General features: G+C 59.2%; 18 protein-coding genes. 11 read left to right on the top strand and 7 right to left on the bottom strand.

What is annotated here, in order from left to right:
* The first annotated feature begins 116 nt into the window (after window positions 1–116).
* From thiC to thiH, 6 genes are read left to right on the top strand one after another with little or no spacing between them, the layout of a single operon-like run.
* Window positions 117–2,108 (top strand): phosphomethylpyrimidine synthase ThiC, encoded by a 1,992-nt coding sequence (gene thiC, locus I6L35_RS04045; RefSeq protein WP_302056541.1) that lies wholly within the window; start codon window positions 117–119, stop codon window positions 2,106–2,108.
* On the top strand, window positions 2,105–3,712 hold the full coding sequence (gene thiE / locus I6L35_RS04040) for a thiamine phosphate synthase (protein WP_216979602.1): 1,608 nt from the start codon (window positions 2,105–2,107) through the stop codon (window positions 3,710–3,712). The genes thiC and thiE overlap by 4 nt, the downstream gene beginning before the upstream one ends.
* Entirely contained in the window at window positions 3,702–4,496 is a 795-nt protein-coding gene (locus I6L35_RS04035; RefSeq protein ID WP_216979601.1) for a HesA/MoeB/ThiF family protein, read from the top strand. The genes thiE and I6L35_RS04035 overlap by 11 nt, the downstream gene beginning before the upstream one ends.
* The gene (gene thiS, locus I6L35_RS04030) at window positions 4,493–4,699 is read left to right on the top strand and encodes a sulfur carrier protein ThiS (protein WP_005342953.1); all 207 of its coding nucleotides are present in this window, start codon (window positions 4,493–4,495) and stop codon (window positions 4,697–4,699) included. The genes I6L35_RS04035 and thiS overlap by 4 nt, the downstream gene beginning before the upstream one ends.
* A 1-nt stretch (window position 4,700) precedes the next feature.
* Window positions 4,701–5,468, top strand: a complete 768-nt coding sequence (locus tag I6L35_RS04025) for a thiazole synthase (RefSeq protein WP_216979600.1) — start codon at window positions 4,701–4,703, stop codon at window positions 5,466–5,468.
* Window positions 5,469–5,503: 35 nt separating this feature from the next.
* Entirely contained in the window at window positions 5,504–6,775 is a 1,272-nt protein-coding gene (gene thiH, locus I6L35_RS04020; protein WP_216980234.1) for a 2-iminoacetate synthase ThiH, read from the top strand.
* 515 nt (window positions 6,776–7,290) lie between these two features.
* On the opposite strand, the gene I6L35_RS04015 is transcribed toward thiH, so the two are convergent.
* Together I6L35_RS04015 and I6L35_RS04010 are read right to left on the bottom strand one after the other, a co-directional pair.
* Window positions 7,291–8,937, bottom strand: coding sequence for an RNA-directed DNA polymerase (locus I6L35_RS04015; RefSeq protein WP_216979599.1), 1,647 nt, complete (start codon window positions 8,935–8,937; stop codon window positions 7,291–7,293).
* A gap of 305 nt (window positions 8,938–9,242) precedes the next feature.
* Entirely contained in the window at window positions 9,243–9,656 is a 414-nt protein-coding gene (locus tag I6L35_RS04010) for a GNAT family N-acetyltransferase (RefSeq protein WP_201968239.1), read from the bottom strand.
* Between the two features lie 286 nt (window positions 9,657–9,942).
* Here I6L35_RS04010 and I6L35_RS04005 point away from each other — a divergent pair, with 286 nt between their 5' ends.
* On the top strand, window positions 9,943–10,524 hold the full coding sequence (locus tag I6L35_RS04005; RefSeq protein ID WP_216979598.1) for a penicillin-binding protein activator LpoB: 582 nt from the start codon (window positions 9,943–9,945) through the stop codon (window positions 10,522–10,524).
* A gap of 89 nt (window positions 10,525–10,613) precedes the next feature.
* Here I6L35_RS04005 and I6L35_RS04000 read toward each other — a convergent pair whose 3' ends face one another.
* Together I6L35_RS04000 and I6L35_RS03995 are read right to left on the bottom strand one after the other, a co-directional pair.
* Window positions 10,614–11,249 (bottom strand): Vat family streptogramin A O-acetyltransferase, encoded by a 636-nt coding sequence (locus tag I6L35_RS04000; RefSeq protein ID WP_216979597.1) that lies wholly within the window; start codon window positions 11,247–11,249, stop codon window positions 10,614–10,616.
* A 23-nt stretch (window positions 11,250–11,272) separates the two neighbouring features.
* Complete coding sequence (locus I6L35_RS03995) at window positions 11,273–11,590, bottom strand: hypothetical protein (protein WP_058056329.1); 318 nt, start codon at window positions 11,588–11,590, stop codon at window positions 11,273–11,275.
* 349 nt (window positions 11,591–11,939) lie between these two features.
* Between I6L35_RS03995 and I6L35_RS03990 the strand changes: the two genes are divergently transcribed.
* Window positions 11,940–12,830, top strand: a complete 891-nt coding sequence (locus I6L35_RS03990) for a sensor domain-containing diguanylate cyclase (RefSeq protein WP_216979596.1) — start codon at window positions 11,940–11,942, stop codon at window positions 12,828–12,830.
* A 153-nt stretch (window positions 12,831–12,983) separates the two neighbouring features.
* Here the strand turns inward: I6L35_RS03990 and I6L35_RS03985 are convergent, their stop codons facing one another.
* Window positions 12,984–13,238, bottom strand: coding sequence for a hypothetical protein (locus I6L35_RS03985; protein WP_216979595.1), 255 nt, complete (start codon window positions 13,236–13,238; stop codon window positions 12,984–12,986).
* A gap of 64 nt (window positions 13,239–13,302) precedes the next feature.
* Here I6L35_RS03985 and I6L35_RS03980 point away from each other — a divergent pair, with 64 nt between their 5' ends.
* The gene (locus tag I6L35_RS03980; protein WP_216979594.1) at window positions 13,303–14,577 is read left to right on the top strand and encodes an amino acid permease; all 1,275 of its coding nucleotides are present in this window, start codon (window positions 13,303–13,305) and stop codon (window positions 14,575–14,577) included.
* Window positions 14,578–14,643: 66 nt separating this feature from the next.
* On the opposite strand, the gene I6L35_RS03975 is transcribed toward I6L35_RS03980, so the two are convergent.
* On the bottom strand, window positions 14,644–15,282 hold the full coding sequence (locus I6L35_RS03975; protein WP_216979593.1) for an exopolysaccharide biosynthesis protein: 639 nt from the start codon (window positions 15,280–15,282) through the stop codon (window positions 14,644–14,646).
* Window positions 15,283–15,530: 248 nt separating this feature from the next.
* Between I6L35_RS03975 and I6L35_RS03970 the strand changes: the two genes are divergently transcribed.
* Window positions 15,531–16,154, top strand: coding sequence for an outer membrane beta-barrel protein (locus tag I6L35_RS03970; RefSeq protein ID WP_159159217.1), 624 nt, complete (start codon window positions 15,531–15,533; stop codon window positions 16,152–16,154).
* 91 nt (window positions 16,155–16,245) lie between these two features.
* Here the strand turns inward: I6L35_RS03970 and I6L35_RS03965 are convergent, their stop codons facing one another.
* Complete coding sequence (locus I6L35_RS03965; protein WP_216979592.1) at window positions 16,246–17,169, bottom strand: GGDEF domain-containing protein; 924 nt, start codon at window positions 17,167–17,169, stop codon at window positions 16,246–16,248.
* A gap of 504 nt (window positions 17,170–17,673) precedes the next feature.
* Between I6L35_RS03965 and amt the strand changes: the two genes are divergently transcribed.
* Complete coding sequence (gene amt, locus I6L35_RS03960; protein ID WP_216979591.1) at window positions 17,674–19,101, top strand: ammonium transporter; 1,428 nt, start codon at window positions 17,674–17,676, stop codon at window positions 19,099–19,101.
* The last annotated feature ends 67 nt before the right edge of the window (window positions 19,102–19,168 follow it).

Below are 19,168 nucleotides of genomic sequence, written 5' to 3'. Positions count from 1 at the left end.
GATCCATCCCGCGCGCACTCCCTCCCGAGATAAACACCCCGCCGCAAGTTCATCTTCTCCTCGAACTCCAGACAAGCAAACACCCATAACTTCAACCAGTTAATGTGAGTTTTGCTATGTCTACTTCTGTATCTGATACCGCCAAATCCAGCCGCCGCGAGCAGCGATCCAGCGCTCAGGCCTTTATCGACAGCCTCAAGGGGATGGCTCATCCCAACTCCCGTCGCATCTTTATCGAAGGCTCCCGCGCCGATATTCGTGTTCCCCTGCGGGAGATCCAGCTGGCCGACACCTTCGTCGGCGGCACCAAAGAGGCTCCTCAGTTCGAGCCCAACGAGCCGGTGCCGGTCTACGACACCTCGGGCCGTTACGGGGAGGAGGGGGTTGCCATCGACGTGCGCCGTGGCCTGCCGCGCCTGCGGGAGAACTGGGTGCTGGAGCGCGATGATACCGACGAACTGCCGGGGCTCAGCTCCACCTTCACTCAGGAGCGGCTGGCCGACGAGGGGCTGGATCACCTGCGCTTCGAGCATCTGCCCAAGCCACGCCGCGCCAAGCCGGGCCGCCGGGTCACCCAGCTCCACTACGCCCGTGCCGGTATCGTTACTCCCGAGATGGAATTTATCGCCATTCGCGAGAACATGGGGCGTGAGCGGGTGCGCTCCGAGCTGTTGCGTACCCAGCATCCGGGCCGCGATTTCGGTGCCCGCCTGCCGGAAAATATCACCCCCGAATTTGTGCGCGATGAGGTGGCCGCCGGTCGCGCCATCATCCCCAGCAACATCAACCACCCGGAAGCGGAGCCGATGATCATCGGCCGCAATTTTCTGGTGAAGATCAACGCCAATATCGGTAACTCGGCGGTCACCTCCAGCATCGAAGAGGAGGTGGAGAAGCTGGTCTGGTCGACCCGTTGGGGCGCCGACACCGTGATGGATCTCTCCACCGGCCGCTATATCCACGAGACCCGCGAGTGGATCCTGCGCAACAGCCCGGTGCCCATCGGTACCGTGCCCATCTATCAGGCGCTGGAAAAGACCAACGGCATCGCCGAAGACCTCACCTGGGAGCTGTTCCGCGACACCCTGCTGGAGCAGGCCGAGCAGGGGGTGGACTACTTCACCATCCACGCCGGTGTCTTGCTGCGCTTTGTGCCGATGACCGCCAAGCGCCTCACCGGCATCGTCTCGCGCGGCGGCAGCATCATGGCCAAGTGGTGCCTCTCCCACCATAAAGAGAACTTCCTCTACCAGCACTTCCGAGAAATTTGCGAGATCTGCGCCGCCTATGATGTGGCCCTGTCGCTGGGCGATGGTCTGCGTCCGGGCTCCGTCTATGATGCCAACGACGAGGCCCAGTTCGCCGAGCTGCGCACCCTGGGCGAGCTGACCAAAATTGCGTGGGAGTACGACGTGCAGGTGATGATCGAGGGGCCGGGTCATGTGCCGATGCACATGATCGAGCGCAACATGACCGAGCAGCTGGATCACTGCCACGAGGCGCCGTTCTATACGCTGGGCCCGCTCACCACCGACATCGCCCCCGGTTACGATCACTTCACCTCCGGCATCGGTGCCGCGCTCATCGGCTGGTACGGCTGCGCCATGCTCTGCTACGTCACCCCCAAGGAGCATCTGGGGCTGCCCAACAAGGAGGATGTGAAGCAGGGGCTGATTACCTACAAGATCGCCGCCCACGCCGCCGATCTGGCCAAGGGTCATCCGGGGGCCCAGATCCGCGACAACGCCATGTCCAAGGCGCGTTTCGAGTTCCGCTGGGAGGATCAGTTCAATCTGGCCCTGGATCCTGACACCGCCCGCGCCTACCACGACGAAACCCTGCCCCAGGAGTCAGGCAAGGTGGCTCACTTCTGCTCCATGTGCGGGCCCAAGTTCTGCTCCATGAAGATCACTCAGGACGTGCGCGATTACGCGGCCAAGCTGGAGGCGGTGGAGATCAAGCTGGTCGGCATGGATGGCCAGCAGGAGCAGGTGGTGGCCGAGGTGGAGAGCGGCATGGCCCGCATGGCCGAAACCTTCAAGGAGACTGGCGGCGAGATCTACCATCAGGCGGCGGCGCTGAAACAGGCCGCCGGGGAGGAGGCGTGAGCAGCGCAAGCGGGGCTGTCAGCCCCGCCGATCTGTCGCCCGTGACCGACTCTCGACCTGTGGTTTGGACCATCGCCGGTTCAGACTCCGGCGGCGGCGCTGGCATTCAGGCCGACTTGCACACATTGCACGACCTTGGCGTGCACGGTTGCTCGGTCATCTCCGCCATTACCGCCCAGAACTCGGTGGCGGTGAAGATGGTCGACCCCGTGCTGATGCAGACCTTCACCGCCCAGATCGACGCCCTTGGCGTCGATCTGCCGCCTGCCGCCATCAAGATAGGCCTGCTGCCGACCCGGCTCCATGTGGAGGTGCTGGCCCGCCGACTGGCGGCCACCCCGGCCCCCTTCGTGGTCTACGACCCGGTGGCCATTGCCAGCACCGGCACCCCGATGGCGGAGCCCAATATGCTGGGGGCGGTGCGCGAACAGCTGCTGCCACGTCTGTCGCTTATTACCCCCAACGGCCCCGAGCTGGAAGCCCTGACCGGACTGCCGGTCAGCAGCCCCGAACTGGTGCGCCTTGCCGCCCGCCGCCTGCGCGAACTCGGCGCCCGCGCCGTGCTGGTCAAGGGGGGCCATCTGGAGTGGAGTGGCGATCTCTGCCTCGATTACTACCAGGACGAGACCCGCGAATTCTGGCTGGCGGCGCCGCGCCTCGATACCCGCCACGGTCACGGCACCGGCTGCTGTTACGCCAGCGCCATTGCCGCCGTGGTGGCGCAGGATTATCCGGTGGAGGACGCCATCACCCTGGCGCGAGCCTACCTGCAACAGGGGTTGGCGGCGGCGCAGGGGGTGGGGGCAGGCCCGGGCCCCATCGCCCATCTCGGCTGGCCCGCCGATCTGGCTCACTTCCCCCGAGCCGTATTGGCGGGCTCAACAATCGATCGCCGCTTCGGGCTTTATGAAACAAGCAGTGCCCGCCTGCCGGATGGCCCCTTTGCCGCCACCGAACACAACCTCGGCCTCTATCCGGTGGTGGACTCGGTCAAGTGGCTGCGCCGCCTGCTGGGGCAGGGGGTCAAGACCATCCAGCTGCGGATCAAGAATCTGCCTGTCGCTCAGGTGGCTCCGGCCATTCGCGATGCGGTAGCGCTCGGTCGCCGCCATGGGGCGCGGCTCTTTATCAACGACTACTGGCAGCAGGCCATCGAGGCGGGCGCCTGGGGCGTGCATCTGGGGCAGGAGGACATGGAGACCGCCGATCTCGCCGCCATTCAGGCGGCCGGGCTGCGCCTTGGCATCTCCACCCACGGCTACTTCGAGCTGATGCGGGCCCGCGAGCTGGCCCCCTCCTATATGGCGCTGGGTCATATCTTCCCGACCAACACCAAGGCGATGCCTTCGCGCCCGCAGGGGCTGCTGCGGCTGCACCGCTACCGCGCCCTGATGGCGGAGTGGCCGACGGTGGCCATTGGCGGCATCAGCGAGGAGCGGGTGGCGGCGGTCAAGGAGAGTGGGGTCGGCAGTATCGCGCTGGTCTCGGCCATCACTGCCAGCGACGACTGGCAGGGGGTGACCGAACGGCTGCTTGCCGCCGTGGGGGCGGGGGATGAGCCGCGTTCGGCCACTGTTATACGGGAGGCTGAACATGCGCTCTGATGCCGCTTCTCTTAGTGACAAAGAGTATCTGAGATACGGCCGCCAGCTGATGCTGGCGGAAGTGGGGGAGGCGGGTCAGGCGCGGCTGAAAGATAAGTCCGTGCTGATCGTGGGCTTGGGAGGGATCGGCTCGCCGCTCGCCCTCTATCTCGCCGGGGCCGGGGTGGGCACCTTGTGGCTGGCCGATGGCGACACGGTGGACTCCAGCAACTTGCCGCGCCAGATCCTGTTCGATAGCGAGGCGGTCAACCACTCCAAGGCGGAGCTGGCCCGCGAGCGCTTGGCCGCCCACAACCCGCTGGTGGAGCTGATCGCCATCAACCAGCGGCTCGATGCCGCCAGCCTGCCGGAGTTTGTGGCCGAGGTAGATCTGGTGATCGACTGCTGCGACAACCTCGCCACTCGGCAGGCCATCAACGCCGCCTGCGTGGCTCAGGACAAGCCCTGGATCTCCGCCGCCGCAGTGGGTTGGCAGGGGCAGCTGATGGCGCGTACCAGCAGCGATCACGCCTGCTACGCCTGCCTCTATCCGCTGGATACCAAGCTCGCCCAGAGCTGCGAGACCAGCGGCGTCACCGGCCCGCTGGTCGGGGTGATGGGCTCCCTGCAGGCGCTGGAGGCACTGAAACTGCTGCTCGGTTTGCCAAGTCCGGTCGCTGGCACATTGCGCCGCTTCGATGCTTTGACCCATCAGTGGCAGACCCTCACTCTGGCCCCCGACCCCGATTGCCCGGTTTGCGGGCAGCGCCGATACGCGACACACGATAAGGAGATCACCCCATGACCCTCACCATTCGACTCAACGATAAAGCCCAGCCTCTGACGGCAGGGCAGAGCGTGGCCGACCTGCTGGTGGCGCAAGACGTTAATCCACAGGGAGTGGCGGTGGCCCTTAACGGCGCCGTGCTGCCCCGTGGCCGCTGGGCCGAGACCCGTCTCAATGACGGAGACGAACTCCATCTCTTCACCGCCATTGCCGGAGGCTGACATGCTGACCATTGCCGATCACACCTTCTCATCGCGCCTCTTTACCGGCACTGGCAAGTTTGCCCGCCCGGAACTGATGGCCGCCGCCATCGAGGCGAGCGGCTCCCAACTGGTCACCATGGCCATCAAGCGGCTCGAACCGGGCAAGGCCCACGACGATATCCTGAGCCCCTTGCTGCAACTCGGGGTCAAGCTGCTGCCCAACACCTCCGGCGCCAAGACCGCCGCCGAGGCGGTGTTTGCCGCCCACCTCGCCCGCGAGGCGCTGGGTACGAACTGGCTGAAGCTGGAGATCCACCCCGATCCCCGTTACCTCTTGCCCGAGCCCATCGAGACGCTCAAAGCCGCTGAGCAGCTGGTGAAAGCGGGCTTTGTGGTGCTGCCCTACTGCGGTGCCGACCCCGTGCTGTGCAAGCGGCTCGAAGAGGTGGGCTGCGCTGCCGTGATGCCGCTTGGTGCGCCCATCGGTTCCAATCAGGGGCTGGTGACCCGGGAGTTTCTCTCCATCATCGTCGAGCAGGCCAATGTGCCTGTGGTGGTGGATGCGGGCATAGGTGCGCCGAGCCACGCCGCCGCCGCCTTTGAGCTGGGTGCCGACGCCGTGCTGGTCAACACCGCCATCGCGGTGAGCGGCGACCCAGTCGCCATGGGCCGCGCCTTTGCACTAGCCTGCACCGCCGGTCGCAGCGCCTATGAGGCGGGCCTCGGTGCCCGCGCTCTGCAGGCTCAAGCCTCCAGCCCGCTGACCGATTTTCTGGGGGCGTTATGAGTCATGATGCTGGCTCGGGGCAAGAGCCAATCGCCATGTCCTCTTTCTCGGTTTCTCCCGAGGCTGATGTGTTTAGCCCCCCTCTCCCTCAGGGAGAGGGGCTGGGGGTGAGGGTTTCGGCTGATTCGGTACTTGAAGGGGGCGATCCCTGCACTCCTCCCCCTCCCAAGGGGGAGGCCGGGAGGGGGTTGGATTTTGCCAATCGATGGCAGGAGCTGGAGTGGGACGATATCGGCATGCAGATCCGTGCCAAGACCGCCGCCGATGTAGAGCGGGCGCTGAGTGCTCCCCGCCGCACTCTGGCCGATTTTATGGCGCTGATCTCCCCTGCCGCCGAGGCGTATCTGCCGCAGATGGCAGCCGAGGCCGAGCGGCTGACCCGCCAGCGTTTTGGCAACACCATCGGCTTCTATGTGCCGCTCTATCTGTCGAACCTCTGCGCCAACGACTGCACCTACTGCGGCTTCTCCATGAGCAACCGCCTCAAGCGCAAGACTTTGAATGCAGAGGAGATTGAGCGCGAGTGTCTGGCCATCAAGGCGCGCGGCTTTGACAGCGTGCTGCTGGTGACCGGCGAGCACGAGCACAAGGTGGGGCTCGCCTATTTTCGCGAGGTGATGCCCATCATCCGCCGCCACTTCAGCACGGTGGGGATGGAGGTGCAGCCCCTCTCGCAGGCCGAATATGCCGAGCTGAAAAGCCTCGGCCTCGACGCCGTCATGGTCTATCAGGAGACCTACCACGCCCCCACCTACGCCCGCCACCACCTGCGCGGCAACAAGCGGGACATCGCATGGCGCCTCGCCACGCCGGATCGGCTGGGCCGCGCCGGTATCGACAAAATCGGGTTGGGGGCGCTGATCGGCCTCTCCTCGGACTGGCGCGCCGACAGCTACTTTGTCGCCGAGCATCTGAGCTGGCTTGAGCGTCACCACTGGCAGAGCCGCTACTCGCTCTCCTTCCCGCGCCTGCGCCCCTGCACCGGCGGGCTGGAGCCTGCCGTGGTCATGTCGGATCGTCAGCTGGCCCAGCTTATCTGCGCCTGGCGCCTCTTCTCGCCCACGCTGGACTTGTCCCTCTCCACCCGCGAGTCGGCTACGTTTCGCAACGGCGCGGTGCGCCTTGGCATCACCCAGATGTCGGCCGAATCGCGTACCCAGCCGGGTGGCTATGCCGAGGGGGATGCGGAGGAGCTGGAGCAGTTCGCCATCCACGACGACCGCCCGGTGGGGGAAGTGGCCGCCGCCGTGCGGCAGGCGGGGTTGCAGCCGGTGTTCAAGGACTGGGAACCCTTCTTGGGCCGATAGGGGCGGCCATGCCCCCCTTTGCCGGTGGCATCCCAGCGTCCAGCCAGACTCCGTGCCTGTGGCGAGCAGGCACGGCTGCGCCGTGCAGGACGCGAGGCCGCTGGCCTCGAAGGGGTTTCGCCCGCCCTTCGGGCCGGGGCGAGTAACTTTTCTTTGCGTGGCCAAAGAAAAGTCACCAAAAGAAAGGCCACCCCCACCAACCCGACCGCTACGCGGTTTCCCTCGGGTCAGGTGCAAGGTCGGACGGACCGCCGCAGACGGCACATCCCTGTGCCGGCTGCGTCTGCGACATCATCCCTGATGGCGCTCCTGACCTTGCACCTTCCCCTCGGCGCATTGGAGGGGGAACCAAAACCGTGCCCGCCATAACCTCAGGAAGTAGTCGTAGGGTGCAATAAGCGGAGCGCATTGCACCGCGATTGTGACGAGAGTTGCAATTCACTTTATTCAGTGCGCTCTGCGGTACTTCTTTAGTTGACGCGTCCAATTCATAAAGTATTAATTAATATCTATTATTAATATTCTATGTCGTCATCATCATCACATCTGTCTGCGCTATCAAAATACTCCTCATCTAGATCATCAAAATAAAAATTGTCACGTATATCAGCATCAATATCAAACCACTCCTCATTCAATCTTATAGTGTCTTTTACGTCAAAAATAGAGTGGCAAGTTGCATTTTTATCGTAGAAAGAAACGTTATTCTTAATTAGCTGGTTAAAAAAATAGTTACTGGTGATAAAAGTGGAATCACTGTTTTTTAACCACATCCTCTTGCCCGCCTCATATGTTAAAAGCCAATCTTCAGTCATTAGGCAATCACTGTTTGCATATTGTCTAAGTGTATCGGCCTTCAATGAGTGCTTAATTATTTTTGACTCATAAAGGTCTATCACCATTAGTTTGCATACATTGCTGGACATCTTTTCTATTTCTCGAATAACCTCTCTTTTTAAAGAGGTTTTCATTTCTTTTGCCAACCATAGTAACCAAGAAACTTCACCATGGTGGTCAGGTATGGCATGCTCTATAATCAAATTATTACAAAATCTGTAGAGAGCTTTACTGTCAAGTGGGTAGTTATATTTCTTATAGGTGCTAAAAATATTTACAATTATCTGGAGTGTATTGGGAAAACCATATCCACACTTGAATAAATAAGACTCAAAAACATTCCAGTTGGATTTTTTTATTATGCTAGATGAGATCTGTTTTAGCGCGTACTTAACAATGCTTTCATCCTTAAATTGCTTTTCTAAAGCAAACACTCTTTGGAAATAGTTGTGTATATCATCTCTCTGTGCCCGTCTGGATGCAGAGATCGTTAGTTTTTTAATACTGTACTTCCATGATTCTTCGACTAGGTCTTTGACCTCTAATATCTTTGTCTTCGCAGCGCTAATCTGTAATTCATAATTTCCAACTATCTTTGTGAGCGTTGCAAGAGCTCTCTCCGCTTCCTCTCTAGCATTGAAGAATAAATAATAATCGTCAACATATCTAAACCCAGCTGGCCAATATTTCAATTCATCGTGGAGTTCTTTATCTATTGCCGAGCCGATTATTTCAGATATTATATGTGATGTGTCAGGACCGATAGGTATTCCCATTGTTTGGCCATCTTGTAATGCCATTGATCTTGCGTCTAACAAATTGCCATAATATTCGGGAACCTGCTTTGTATTCTTTTTTGCAACTGCTTTGGTATGTACAGCCCATGGAATAGAATGAGTGTAAATACTAGGAAAGTAACTTACTATATCCGTTATAAGTGCATACTTATAACCAGAAGACTTATTTATCTTGGCTTCATATAACTCGTTGAATTTGCTAATCTCTATTGATCTAAGTGAGTCAACAATTTTAGGTTTACTTAATGATATAGCACTTCTTCTATATAAAACCTCAATCTTTTGCCAGTGCTCATCTATTTCACTGGCAATATTGTAATATCCAATTGGGTTGAGAATGCTGGTCGTTCTTCTGTAGTAAGATGATCTTGCCACTGAGTATTTTTCAGCGCGAGTTTTAGGCGCTTTTTGAGCTTTCCATGCAGGTTCAAATAAATCACATTTCTCAGAAAATGAGATTGAGTTAAACGCAGGGGGTAATTGTATAGGAAAAAAGCCATTCTTTAATAGATTCTTTAATCTACTCATTTAATTTTTGCCCCTCAACCCACATTAATTTTATAAATCAATTTAAAAGTTTGGGGTAGTATACTCAAGACTAGAGTTTTTCTAAAACAATTTTGTCCAAAGGTGTGATATGTAGCGTTCAGAATTGGAAGATGTTCCCTATGCGATATTATTCTTCTCTTCCGGTAGAAAATGATTCACTTCATTTATGTATCCTCATTTTTGTTGCAAAATGACAGACTGACGGGGTTGGAGTCCATCTTGATGCTGATTAATAAGCTCTTCATGTCACCAGTTTCAATCATGGGGAAAGGCTCCCTTTTGTATTAACTCTGCTTTTTCAGAAAGTAACTGATATGCCCCGGCGGCATATCGGGCAGCTGGCCAAAGACTTCGTAACCCTGCTTCTGGTAGAAGGGGAGGGCCTGAAAACTGGTGGTTTCCAGATGGTAGTTGCTGATGCCCTTGCTTTGGGCGTACTGCTCCATGGCGCCGAGCAGACGGCCGCCCCAGCCATCGCGGCGGATGCTTTCGTCGATCCAGAGCCAGTCGACATGCAGCCAGCCCCACTTGATGTCGGCGATGATGCCGCCGTGTACCTTGCCCTCTTTATCCTTGATAAAGCTGGCGATCCGCTCGCGCAGATGGGTGCCGGCGTGATCCTTGTTGAAGCCCGAGAGGCCAATGCGCAGCGCTTCGATCTCATCGTCCTGAGGCGGTTGGGGTGGGGTGAGTTGCATAGTGCTTCCTGCTTGAGTGTGATGATCTCTGTCGGGTTGCGACGTGTTGTGTGCCGGGCTTACCGCTGCGTTACTGTTGATGTTTTACCGACACTACCCTAACGGAATCGGGTGGAGCCGTGCCAGCTTTTTGTGGGCCCAGGTTCGCCAGTCTCTGTCGCCCTGTGGTGGTGGGCGTATCGACCCTGTCGGGGTTTGTCCCTAGCATAAGGAGGATGCGGGGCAGGGGCTCCGCCATGCGGGCATGTGTTGATGCCCGTTTACGGATTTCTAGCGGAGAGAAAAGATGAAGCTGCGTTCCTTGTTGATGGTGGGGGCCATGCTGCTGGGCGGTTGTGCGGTCAATCCCTACGGTGGTACTCAGGCTCCTGTCAGTGAACCCGATCAGCCAGTGAGCCAGCCGGACAAGCCGGTGACCAAACCGGATAGCGGGGACGTTCAGCCCAAGCCGGTGGCGCCGACCGGACTGGCGCAGGCCATGGCCGATCTCTTTGTGCAGGCCCCCGAGGTGCGGGAGCTGGCGCAAACCGGTCAGCCGGTGCTGCTGCTCACCCCGCCCCAGAACGGCACCGGCGAGCCGGTGGACACCCGCGCCATGGCGGCGGCCATGAGCAAGCGCATCCAGAGCAAGAGCGGTTTTCACTTTGTCGACCAAGGGCAGGTGGCGGCCATCACCGGCCAGCTTGAGTATCAGCAGGGCAGGATGAACCCGGCCTCGCTGGTGCGGCTTGGCCGCCAGACCGGCGCCGGCTACATGCTCTACGGGGATCTGGTGGCACAGGGGAGCCGTTATCGGTTGTCGATGACCCTGATGGAGCTGCGCAGCGGCGAGCTGATCTGGAGCGGTAGTCGCTCCGCCAGCCACTGAGCGGTCTGCGACCAATCAAAAAGAGGGTTGAGTGCCTGTGCGCTCAACCCTCTTCTCATTTCTGGCCCTATGCCTGATGGGGCTTGTCTCTAGCGGATTGCCGCTTCCAGCGCGGCTATCTCGCCGCCGCTGATGAGCGGCAGGTTGCGGCTGATCTGCTCCACCGGCCAGTCCCACCAGGCGATGGCGTTGAGACGGGCTATGGTGTCGTCGTCGAAGCGGTAGCGGATCACCTTGGCGGGATTGCCGCCGACCACGGCGTAGGCGGGCACGTCACCGGTGACCACGGAGTGGGCGGCGATAATGGCGCCGTTGCCGACCTTTACCCCCGGCATGATCAGAGCCTCATAGCCAATCCAGACATCGTTGCCGATGACGGTATCCCCCTTGTAGGGGAGGCTACCCGGGGCGGGTGCGGCATGCTCCCAGCCGTTGCCGAAGATAAAGAAGGGGTAGGTGGAGAAGCCGGAGGTCTGGTGGTTGGCGCCGTTCATGATGAACTTCACCCCGCGGGCGATGGCGCAGAACTTGCCGATGATGAGCTTGTCGCCGACGAAGGGGAAGTGGTAGAGGACGTTGCGCTCGAAGCCCGCCGAATCCTCCGGGTCGTCGTAATAGGTGTAGTCACCCACCTCGATATTGGGCCCCTTGATGGTGTTCTTGATAAAACACACCTGGGGAAAGCCGTTCATGGGGTGGGGATTGGCGGGGTCGGGTCCGTGCATCCGGGCTCCTAGGGTTGGCCGGGCTAGAGCGCCGGGAAGTAGCAGGCGCTCATGTCGATGGGGTGATCGGGGCAGCCTGGCAGATAGAATTGCCAGCCCGCATCGGAGAAGGCGCGCAGTTCAGTTTCGACAAACTTGATGGCGAGGCTCAGGGCCTGCAGGCTGTCGATGCCGTAGATAAAGGTTTTGTCGCTCAGCCCCGCCAGCTTCACCTTGCAGCGCCAGTCACCGCTGGCGGACTTGGGATCCGGCTCGGGGGCCTTGATGGCGATCTTGAGGGTGAGCTGTTCCCCTTCGGTACTGATAGCGTCGAAGCGGGCGGTAACGATGGCGTTTTTCATCTGGCTATTCCTTTTCCCTGGTACAGCCCCTGCGGTTGCTGGGGGCTGGCGTTCCTGATGGCTGATGAGGTAAAAACTGGACTCGTGACGGCCAGCGTAAATGAACTTGTGAGTTGAAACAATGAGATATCATTGAGCGGGGGAGGGGCAACCCGCCACTGCGAACGGTCGCAAGTCAGAGCGGCGGTGGGCGCAGGCAATCCTTGCTGGCCGAGACGTCCGCATGCTGCTAGATGTAAAGGATTGTTGGCTATGACGGCAGATTTTTCTCCGTTGCCGATGAGGGCGAGTGAGTCCTCTTGAGGCAGAATATCTCCCCCCTGTTTGACCCTAACGTACAGGAGTCTCCGTGGCGCTTTCGGTAACCCAGCTTTATGAAGTGATGGCCCAACTGCCAGATCCCATCTTCATCCTCAGTGAAGATGGTTATTACGTGGAATATATCGGCGGCATGGAGCAGCAATCCTATCACGATGGCAATCCGCTGGCGGGCAAGCAACTGGCCGATGTGCTGCCACCCGAGATGGCCATGTGGGTCAAGGCACAGGTTGCCGAGTCACTGGCGAGCGGTCAGGTGCGGGTGGTGGAGTATGAGCTCTCAGCAGCCGAGGTGGGGGGGATCAATGCCGCCGTCGGGCCGCAGGGGGTACAACGCTTCGAGGGCAAGATTGCGCCGCTGCCCTCCCTCTATGACGGCAAGCGGGCGGTGGCCTGGGTGACTCGCAATATTACCCGCCAGTACGAGTTGCAGCAGCGACTGCAGCGCCAGAGCGAGACCGATCAGCTGACCGGTCTCTACAACCGCCGCTTCTTCTTCGAGCACTGCCAGCCGCTGCGGACAGGGGAGGCGCCCTGTGGCCTTATCATGCTCGACATCGATCACTTCAAGCAGATCAACGATCACTACGGCCATCAGCAGGGAGATCGGGCCTTGCAGCGATTCAGTGGCTGCATCGATGCCCTGTTGCGGGCGGACGATCTCTTTGTGCGCAGCGGCGGCGAGGAGTTTCTGATCCTGTTGCCACGGATCGATGAGGCCGGTTTGCTGCAGATGGCGGAGCAGATCCGTGCCGCTGTCGAAGCATTGCCTGCCGATCCGGTCGCCATCACGGTCAGTCTGGGCACAACCCTGGTGCAGCCGGAGGAGGAGATCAATCAGGCGCTGGCCCGGGCCGACGAGTGGCTCTATCGAGCCAAGCGGGCAGGCCGCAACCGGGTGGCACACTGTCCGGCAGGTTGAGAGTGTCTATCCGGTCGCATGGCGGAAATAGCCCGTTCTTTTACTCTAAATAAGTTGACTGACATCACTGTCAATTAGTAGAAAAGTTGGGCTTATTATTTAACTCATATTCTAAAGGATAAGGTGTTAATATTATCGGCCTGATCGCTGGTCTTATTTATGTTGTTGGGCAACAGGATGAGGTTTTATCGGTATGTTATCAAAAGGGTTTGAATCTGGTTCTGGATGACGAATGTGACACATTTCGTTGTCTTTTGAAACAATCTGATTCAAACGGTCATGAATTATTAACCTTGACCAGGTTGGCGATTTCAACGATGGTAGCGTGGCAGCTCCGTTCCCTTCCGGTGGCCCTATTGGCCACTGGCGGTGTTGTTCTTTCACGAACAGGGCGATCTGCCATGACATATCGCCAGCCTGTTATTCGGGCCAATAAAAATAATGATGACAGACTAATAAGGTATATATTGCAATGAGTGTTTCTATTGCTGAAAAGAGTAACCCTGTTTCAAAATTGAAATGGGAGAAAAGCGATTCGGTATGGACCATGGGCTTATATGCCACTGCGGTTGGTGCCGGTACGTTATTTCTCCCTATTACGGTTGGCAGTAATTCTCCGGTTATTTTGCTATTTATATTATTGCTGGCTTTCCCGCTCTCTTATTATTCCCACCGGGCATTGAGCCGCTTTGTGCTCTCCAGCTCCCATAAGGAAGGGGATATCACCCATGTGGTGGAGGAGCACTTCGGTGCCAGAGCGGGCAAGCTGCTGATGCTGGTCTATCTGATGGCCTTCTACCCCATCATTCTGGTCTACAGCATATCTATCACCAATGCGATCCAGAGCTTCGTGGTTCACCAGCTGGGGGACGCCGAGCTTCCCCGCGGCTTGCTGGTGCTGGGGGTGATGCTGGGCCTGCATCTGATCCTGTTGGCTGGCAAACAGATCGTGGTGTCGGCCATCAGCGTGCTGGCTCTGCCGATGGTCGCCTTTCTGATTGGCCTATCCATCTATCTGCTGCCCCAGTGGAGCCTCTCCTATTTCAGCGAGAGTCAGGCAGTGGAGTGGCGTGATCCGGCGTTCTGGAAATCCCTCTGGCTGATCGTGCCGGTGATGGTCTTCTCCTTCAGCCATGCGCCCATTATCTCCTCCTTCAGTGCGGCGCAGAAGAAGCGTTGTCAGGAGAGTGCCGACCTGCGTGCCAAGCGGATCATCAAATACAGCAGCATGCTGATTTGCGGCAGCGTGCTCTTTTTCGTGGTGAGCTGCGTGATGAGCCTGAGTCAGGCCGAGATGGCGCTGGCCCGCACCGACAATATCTCCGTGCTGTCGGCGCTGGCGAACAAGTTCTCCAATCCGCTGATCGCTTATGTGGGGCCGCTTATCGCCATTCTGGCCATGTCCAAATCCTTCCTCGGCACCTCCATGGGGGTGAGCGAGGGGACGGTGAGCATGGTGAGCGGTGCCTGTCAGGGGCTGGGGCTCTCTCTCAATGAGTCGACCATCGCCCGGGTGTCGTCGGTGATCCTGTTTCTGGTGACCGCCCTCATCACCTATCTGAACCCCAATGTGCTCGACATCATCGAACGCGTCAGTGGCCCGCTGATCGCGGTGATCCTGTTTCTGCTGCCAGCCTGCTCTATCTATCGCTTGCCCGCACTCAAGCGTTATCGCGGGCCGAGTACCCTTTTTGTGTTGGTGATGGGGCTGCTTGCCATCTCGGCCCTTATCTACGATCTGCTTTGACCGGGCAGTATCCCGCACAAATCCAAAAGGGCGACCATCTGGTCGCCCTTTTTCTGTGCATCGGGGTTAGCCGAGCAGGCCGGTGGCGCTCTGGCCCGCCATCAGCAAGCCGATGGCCAGCACGCTGAACCAGACCAGGGTTGCGCTTACCAGCAGATAGCCGCTGGCGACGAACAGACCGTCCCGCTGCAACATGCCGGTGGCCAGCAGCAGGATGGCCCAGGCAGGCATGGCGTTGGTGAAGGGGATGGCGCCCAGGGGTAGCATCAGCAGCAGGGCGGCCAGCATGATCAGCAGACCGTTGCAGCGGTTGACCGTGCTGCTGCCGGTCAGCACCAGCAGACGCGGGCGGATAACGCGATCGACACGGGCCAGCAGATCTGCCCCCTTGTGCAGGGTCGGCTTGAGCTGGTCGGCGGCGAAGCGGCGCTCCATCAGGATGGCGGGTAGCCAGGGCACCCGGTTGAGGGTGATGCCTATACCGATAAAAAGGATCAGCAGGCCAAACGGGGTGCTGACACCGGGGATGGAGACCGGCAACAGAAAGGGGACGGTGAGCAGCACACAAAACAGCAGCATGCCCTGTTCGCCCACCAGCTCCAGCATCTGGCGCAGGCTGATGTGGCTCTCGTCGATGGCGTGCGCGGTGGCCCGCAGGGTATCCGCGAGGGTGGTTTGGGGGTCGTGAAGTTGCGCGGCAACCATTCCCTGATGTCCTTCTGAGTGGTGATGACTGGTCCCTATGACCCGCTTTGGCGCCAGCATACGTGGCAGAGGTTAACCGTCGATGAATGGTGGCGGGGAGTACGGCAAGGCCACAATGGTACTGCTTTGCCGCGCCATCGATGAGTGTGATCCCCCCCATGAAAGTGAACCGGTACAGCTGCCATTTAGGATGAGCGCAGGATGCCTCTGGTATGCTTTCTGCACAATCACACAGGGAGCAGGGGATGATGAAGAGAGCCGGGATAGCGATGATGGGGTTGTTGCTGCCACTCGGGCAGGTCTGGAGTAGTGAGGCAGCAACCACATCCGGTTGGCAGGTGACGCCGTTTTTCGGCTACAGCTCAGCCATCGACTTCGAGAAGAGTGACGAGGTGGTGCAGCCGGTCTCGCGCTCGGCCTCGCTCGATTCACTGCAGGGGCAGGGCTCCGGCAGTTGGGGTCTCTTTATCAGCAAGGAGGTGGATGATCCGGGCATGATCGAGCTGCTCTACAGCCATCAGTCCACCACCCTCTCTCCCGACCAGCCGGATCGCCTGACGGTGGACATCCTGCACTTTGCCGGTGCTCTGACCCTCTCTGACAACCTGATGGCGCCCTATATCGGCGCCGGGATCGGGGTGACCCGCTTTGCCGCTTACGACAGCGAGGTGACCCCTTCCATGTCGCTGGCGCTCGGGGTGCAACCGCGCCTCGCCGAGCATCTGGCGCTGCGGGCCGAGGTGCGCGGTTATGGCTCGCTGGTTAACGACAACAACCAGTTTCTCTGCAACCCGGAGCAGTGCGTGTTCAAGGTACGCGGGGAGCTGGTGACCCAGTGGCAGGCCAATATCGGTCTTACCTTCCGCTTTTAGGTGGGGGGATTTCCCCCCATAAAACAGGGGCCCCTGGGCCCCTGTTTCAGCAGCAATGTTCCGCAGTGACCGGCAATCAACCGGCAGCTCTTCACGCCTCTTTATTAGTCGGCGTCGCCCATACCGCGCAGTTTCTACCCGCCTCCTTGGCGCCATAAAGCGCCTGATCCACCCGTTTGAACAGCGAGACGGCCGGCTCCCCGGGCTCGCGGATCCCCATCCCCAGACTGACCGTCATGGTATGGGTCGGGTCGGGGGCTATGGTGCGGGTCGCAGTGAGCAGGGTGTTGGTCAGTTGCTGCAAATCGGCTTCGTGAGCGACGGGCAGCAGCAGGGCAAACTCTTCACCACCGACACGGGCCGCCAGCGCACCCGGTGGGCAGTGCTGTTGCAACAGCTCGCCAAACTGCTGCAACACCCGATCCCCGATATCGTGGCCGTAGTTGTCATTGATCCGCTTGAAGTGATCCAGGTCCAGCAGGATGAGGGCATGGCAAACCCCTTGCTCCAGAAACAGCTGCTGATGAAAGTAGCGCCGGTTTGGCAGCTTGGTCAGATCGTCAAACAGCGCCTGCTCTCTGAGCCGGGTATTGATATGAAAGAGGTGGTGCATGGTGCTCAGGATGCCGATGCTGCTGAGCAGGATGCCGCTGGAGCGCAGCAGATCCTCGGCATAGATGGCGAGCCAGAGCGGCTGCGCCACCAGCTCATCCATGATGTCGGCGGTGGCCCCCATGATCCACAGCATCAGACCGCAGGAGAGCATGCGGTAGGTGTGGGTGGGCAGGTGGGCGCACTGCACCACCCAGAACAGGAACAGCATGGTGAGCCAGTTGATCACCTCGAAGCCAAAGCTGACGGCGTAAAAGCGCTCGTAGGGGAAGTGGGGCAGCAGCAACAGATGAAGGGTCATGATGGCCAGCATCAATCCCCCCAGCAACAAGATGTGGGAACGATGCTCCCGATCGAGCTGATGGTAGTGGGAGAGGCTGATATCGAGACGATCAAACTGCATGGTGTTCCTCGGATTGTGCCCGCCATCACGTTGCAAACAAGGCGCTGCGTAATGGTATGCCGTAGTCGGATAACAGAAACGGCTGGTCTGCCAGTGTAAACGAGTTGGCCCGCAGCGCGCGATATCGAGGGCTTCAGCTTGTGGGCTGGTTCAGGATTTGCGCATTTGTGGTGCGCCGGCCATGCCCTGCCCTGTGACAGGGCGGTTCAGTACCGGTTAGCGCAGAGCGTGCGCCATTTTGGTGCGTTAACGATGGCTGAGATAGTTAATTTAATGATTTTTAAGGATTTAAAATTATGGCCCACTTTATGCTTTTTACATGTCAGACGGTCTCTTGCGGTCATCGGCGGCAGACGCAGTGATGAGGAAGTGGCAAGAGGCATCCCCGTGCCGGGCGCGGGTGTGATTCTGGCGGGTTGCAGCAACACCTTGCGGTTCGCCACAGATTCAATCAGGGAAACGGAGCCGGTCTTGTACCGGTACGACAGGGAAGGAGAGTGCTCTATGGTCAAAAAATGGATGATGGCGGGTCTGACGATGTTGCCTGCCTTGCTGGTTACCCCAAGTTGGGCCGAAGAGGTCGCTCAGGTACAGGCGGCGGTGGCACCGGTTGCCGCCATGACAATCAACAAGGGTGACAACACCTGGATGCTGCTCTCGGCGGCCCTGGTGATCCTGATGTCGATCCCCGGTCTGGCCCTCTTCTACGGTGGTCTGGTGCGGGCCAAGAATATGCTGAGCGTGCTGATGCAGGTCTTTACCCTGTTCTGCCTTATCTGCGTGCTCTGGGTAATTTACGGTTATTCACTGGCCTTTACCGAGGGGGGCAATTTCTACGGCTCCTTCAGCAAGGTGCTGCTCAAGGGGGTGACCCCTGACTCCATCGCCGCCACCTTCAGCAAGGGTGTCGGGATCAGCGAGCTGATCTATGTGGTGTTCCAGGGGGCCTTTGCCGCCATCACCTGCGGCCTTATCGTGGGGGCGTTTGCCGAGCGCATCAAGTTTGCCGCCGTGCTGCTCTTCTCGGTGATCTGGTTCACCTTCGCCTATATCCCGCTGGCTCATATGGTGTGGTATTGGGCGGGTCCGGATGCCTATACCAGCGCCGAAGCCGCAGCAACCGCGACCGCAACTGCCGGGTATCTGTTCCAGCATGGTGCGCTGGACTTTGCAGGCGGCACCGTGGTGCACATCAACGCCGCTGTGGCGGGTCTGGTGGGTGCCTATCTGGTGGGCAAGCGTCTGGGCTACGGTCGTGATCCCATGACCCCCCACAGCCTGACCATGACCATGATCGGTGCCTCCCTGCTCTGGTTCGGCTGGTTCGGTTTCAACGCGGGCTCCGCGCTGGAAGCCAACGGGGTGGCTGCGCTCGCCTTTATCAACACCTGGGTGGCGCCGGCTGCGGCAGCTCTGTCATGGACGCTGGCCGAGTGGGTGATGAAGGGGCGTCCCTCCCTGCTGGGTGCGGCGTCCGGAGCGGTGTCCGGTCTGGTGATGATCACCCCGGCGGCCGGGTTTGTCGGTGTTGGTGGCGCGCTAGTGATGGGTCTTGTCAGTGGTGTGGCCGGTCTGTGGGGCGTCCACGGTCTCAAGCGTCTGCTGGGGGCCGATGACAGCCTGGACGTGTTTGGCGTACACGGGGTGTGCGGCATTCTCGGCGCCCTGCTGACCGGCGTCTTTGCCAGCCCGGATCTGGGCGGCACCGGGGTGTGGGACTATGTTACCAATCAGGTTGCCGAGGGGTACTCCATCCTGACTCAGGTGAAGATCCAGGCTATCGGGGTCGGTGTCACCCTGCTCTGGTCCGGTGCCGTGGCGGCGATTGCCTTCAAGGCGGTCGATATGCTGATCGGGCTGAGGGTCAATGGCGATGCCGAGCGGGAAGGGCTGGATGTCACCTCCCACGGCGAGAAGGCTTACAGCATGTAATCCAGAACGTCAGACAACAAAAAACCGCCGGAACCGGCGGTTTTTTTATGACTCTAAAGCTGCAAAG

The organism is Aeromonas sp. FDAARGOS 1405, assembly GCF_019048265.1.
GTDB classification, from domain to species: Bacteria; Pseudomonadota; Gammaproteobacteria; order Enterobacterales; family Aeromonadaceae; genus Aeromonas; species Aeromonas veronii_A.
The sequence above is the reverse complement of the archived record's forward strand: the minus strand, read 5'-3'. Positions and strand labels throughout refer to the sequence as shown.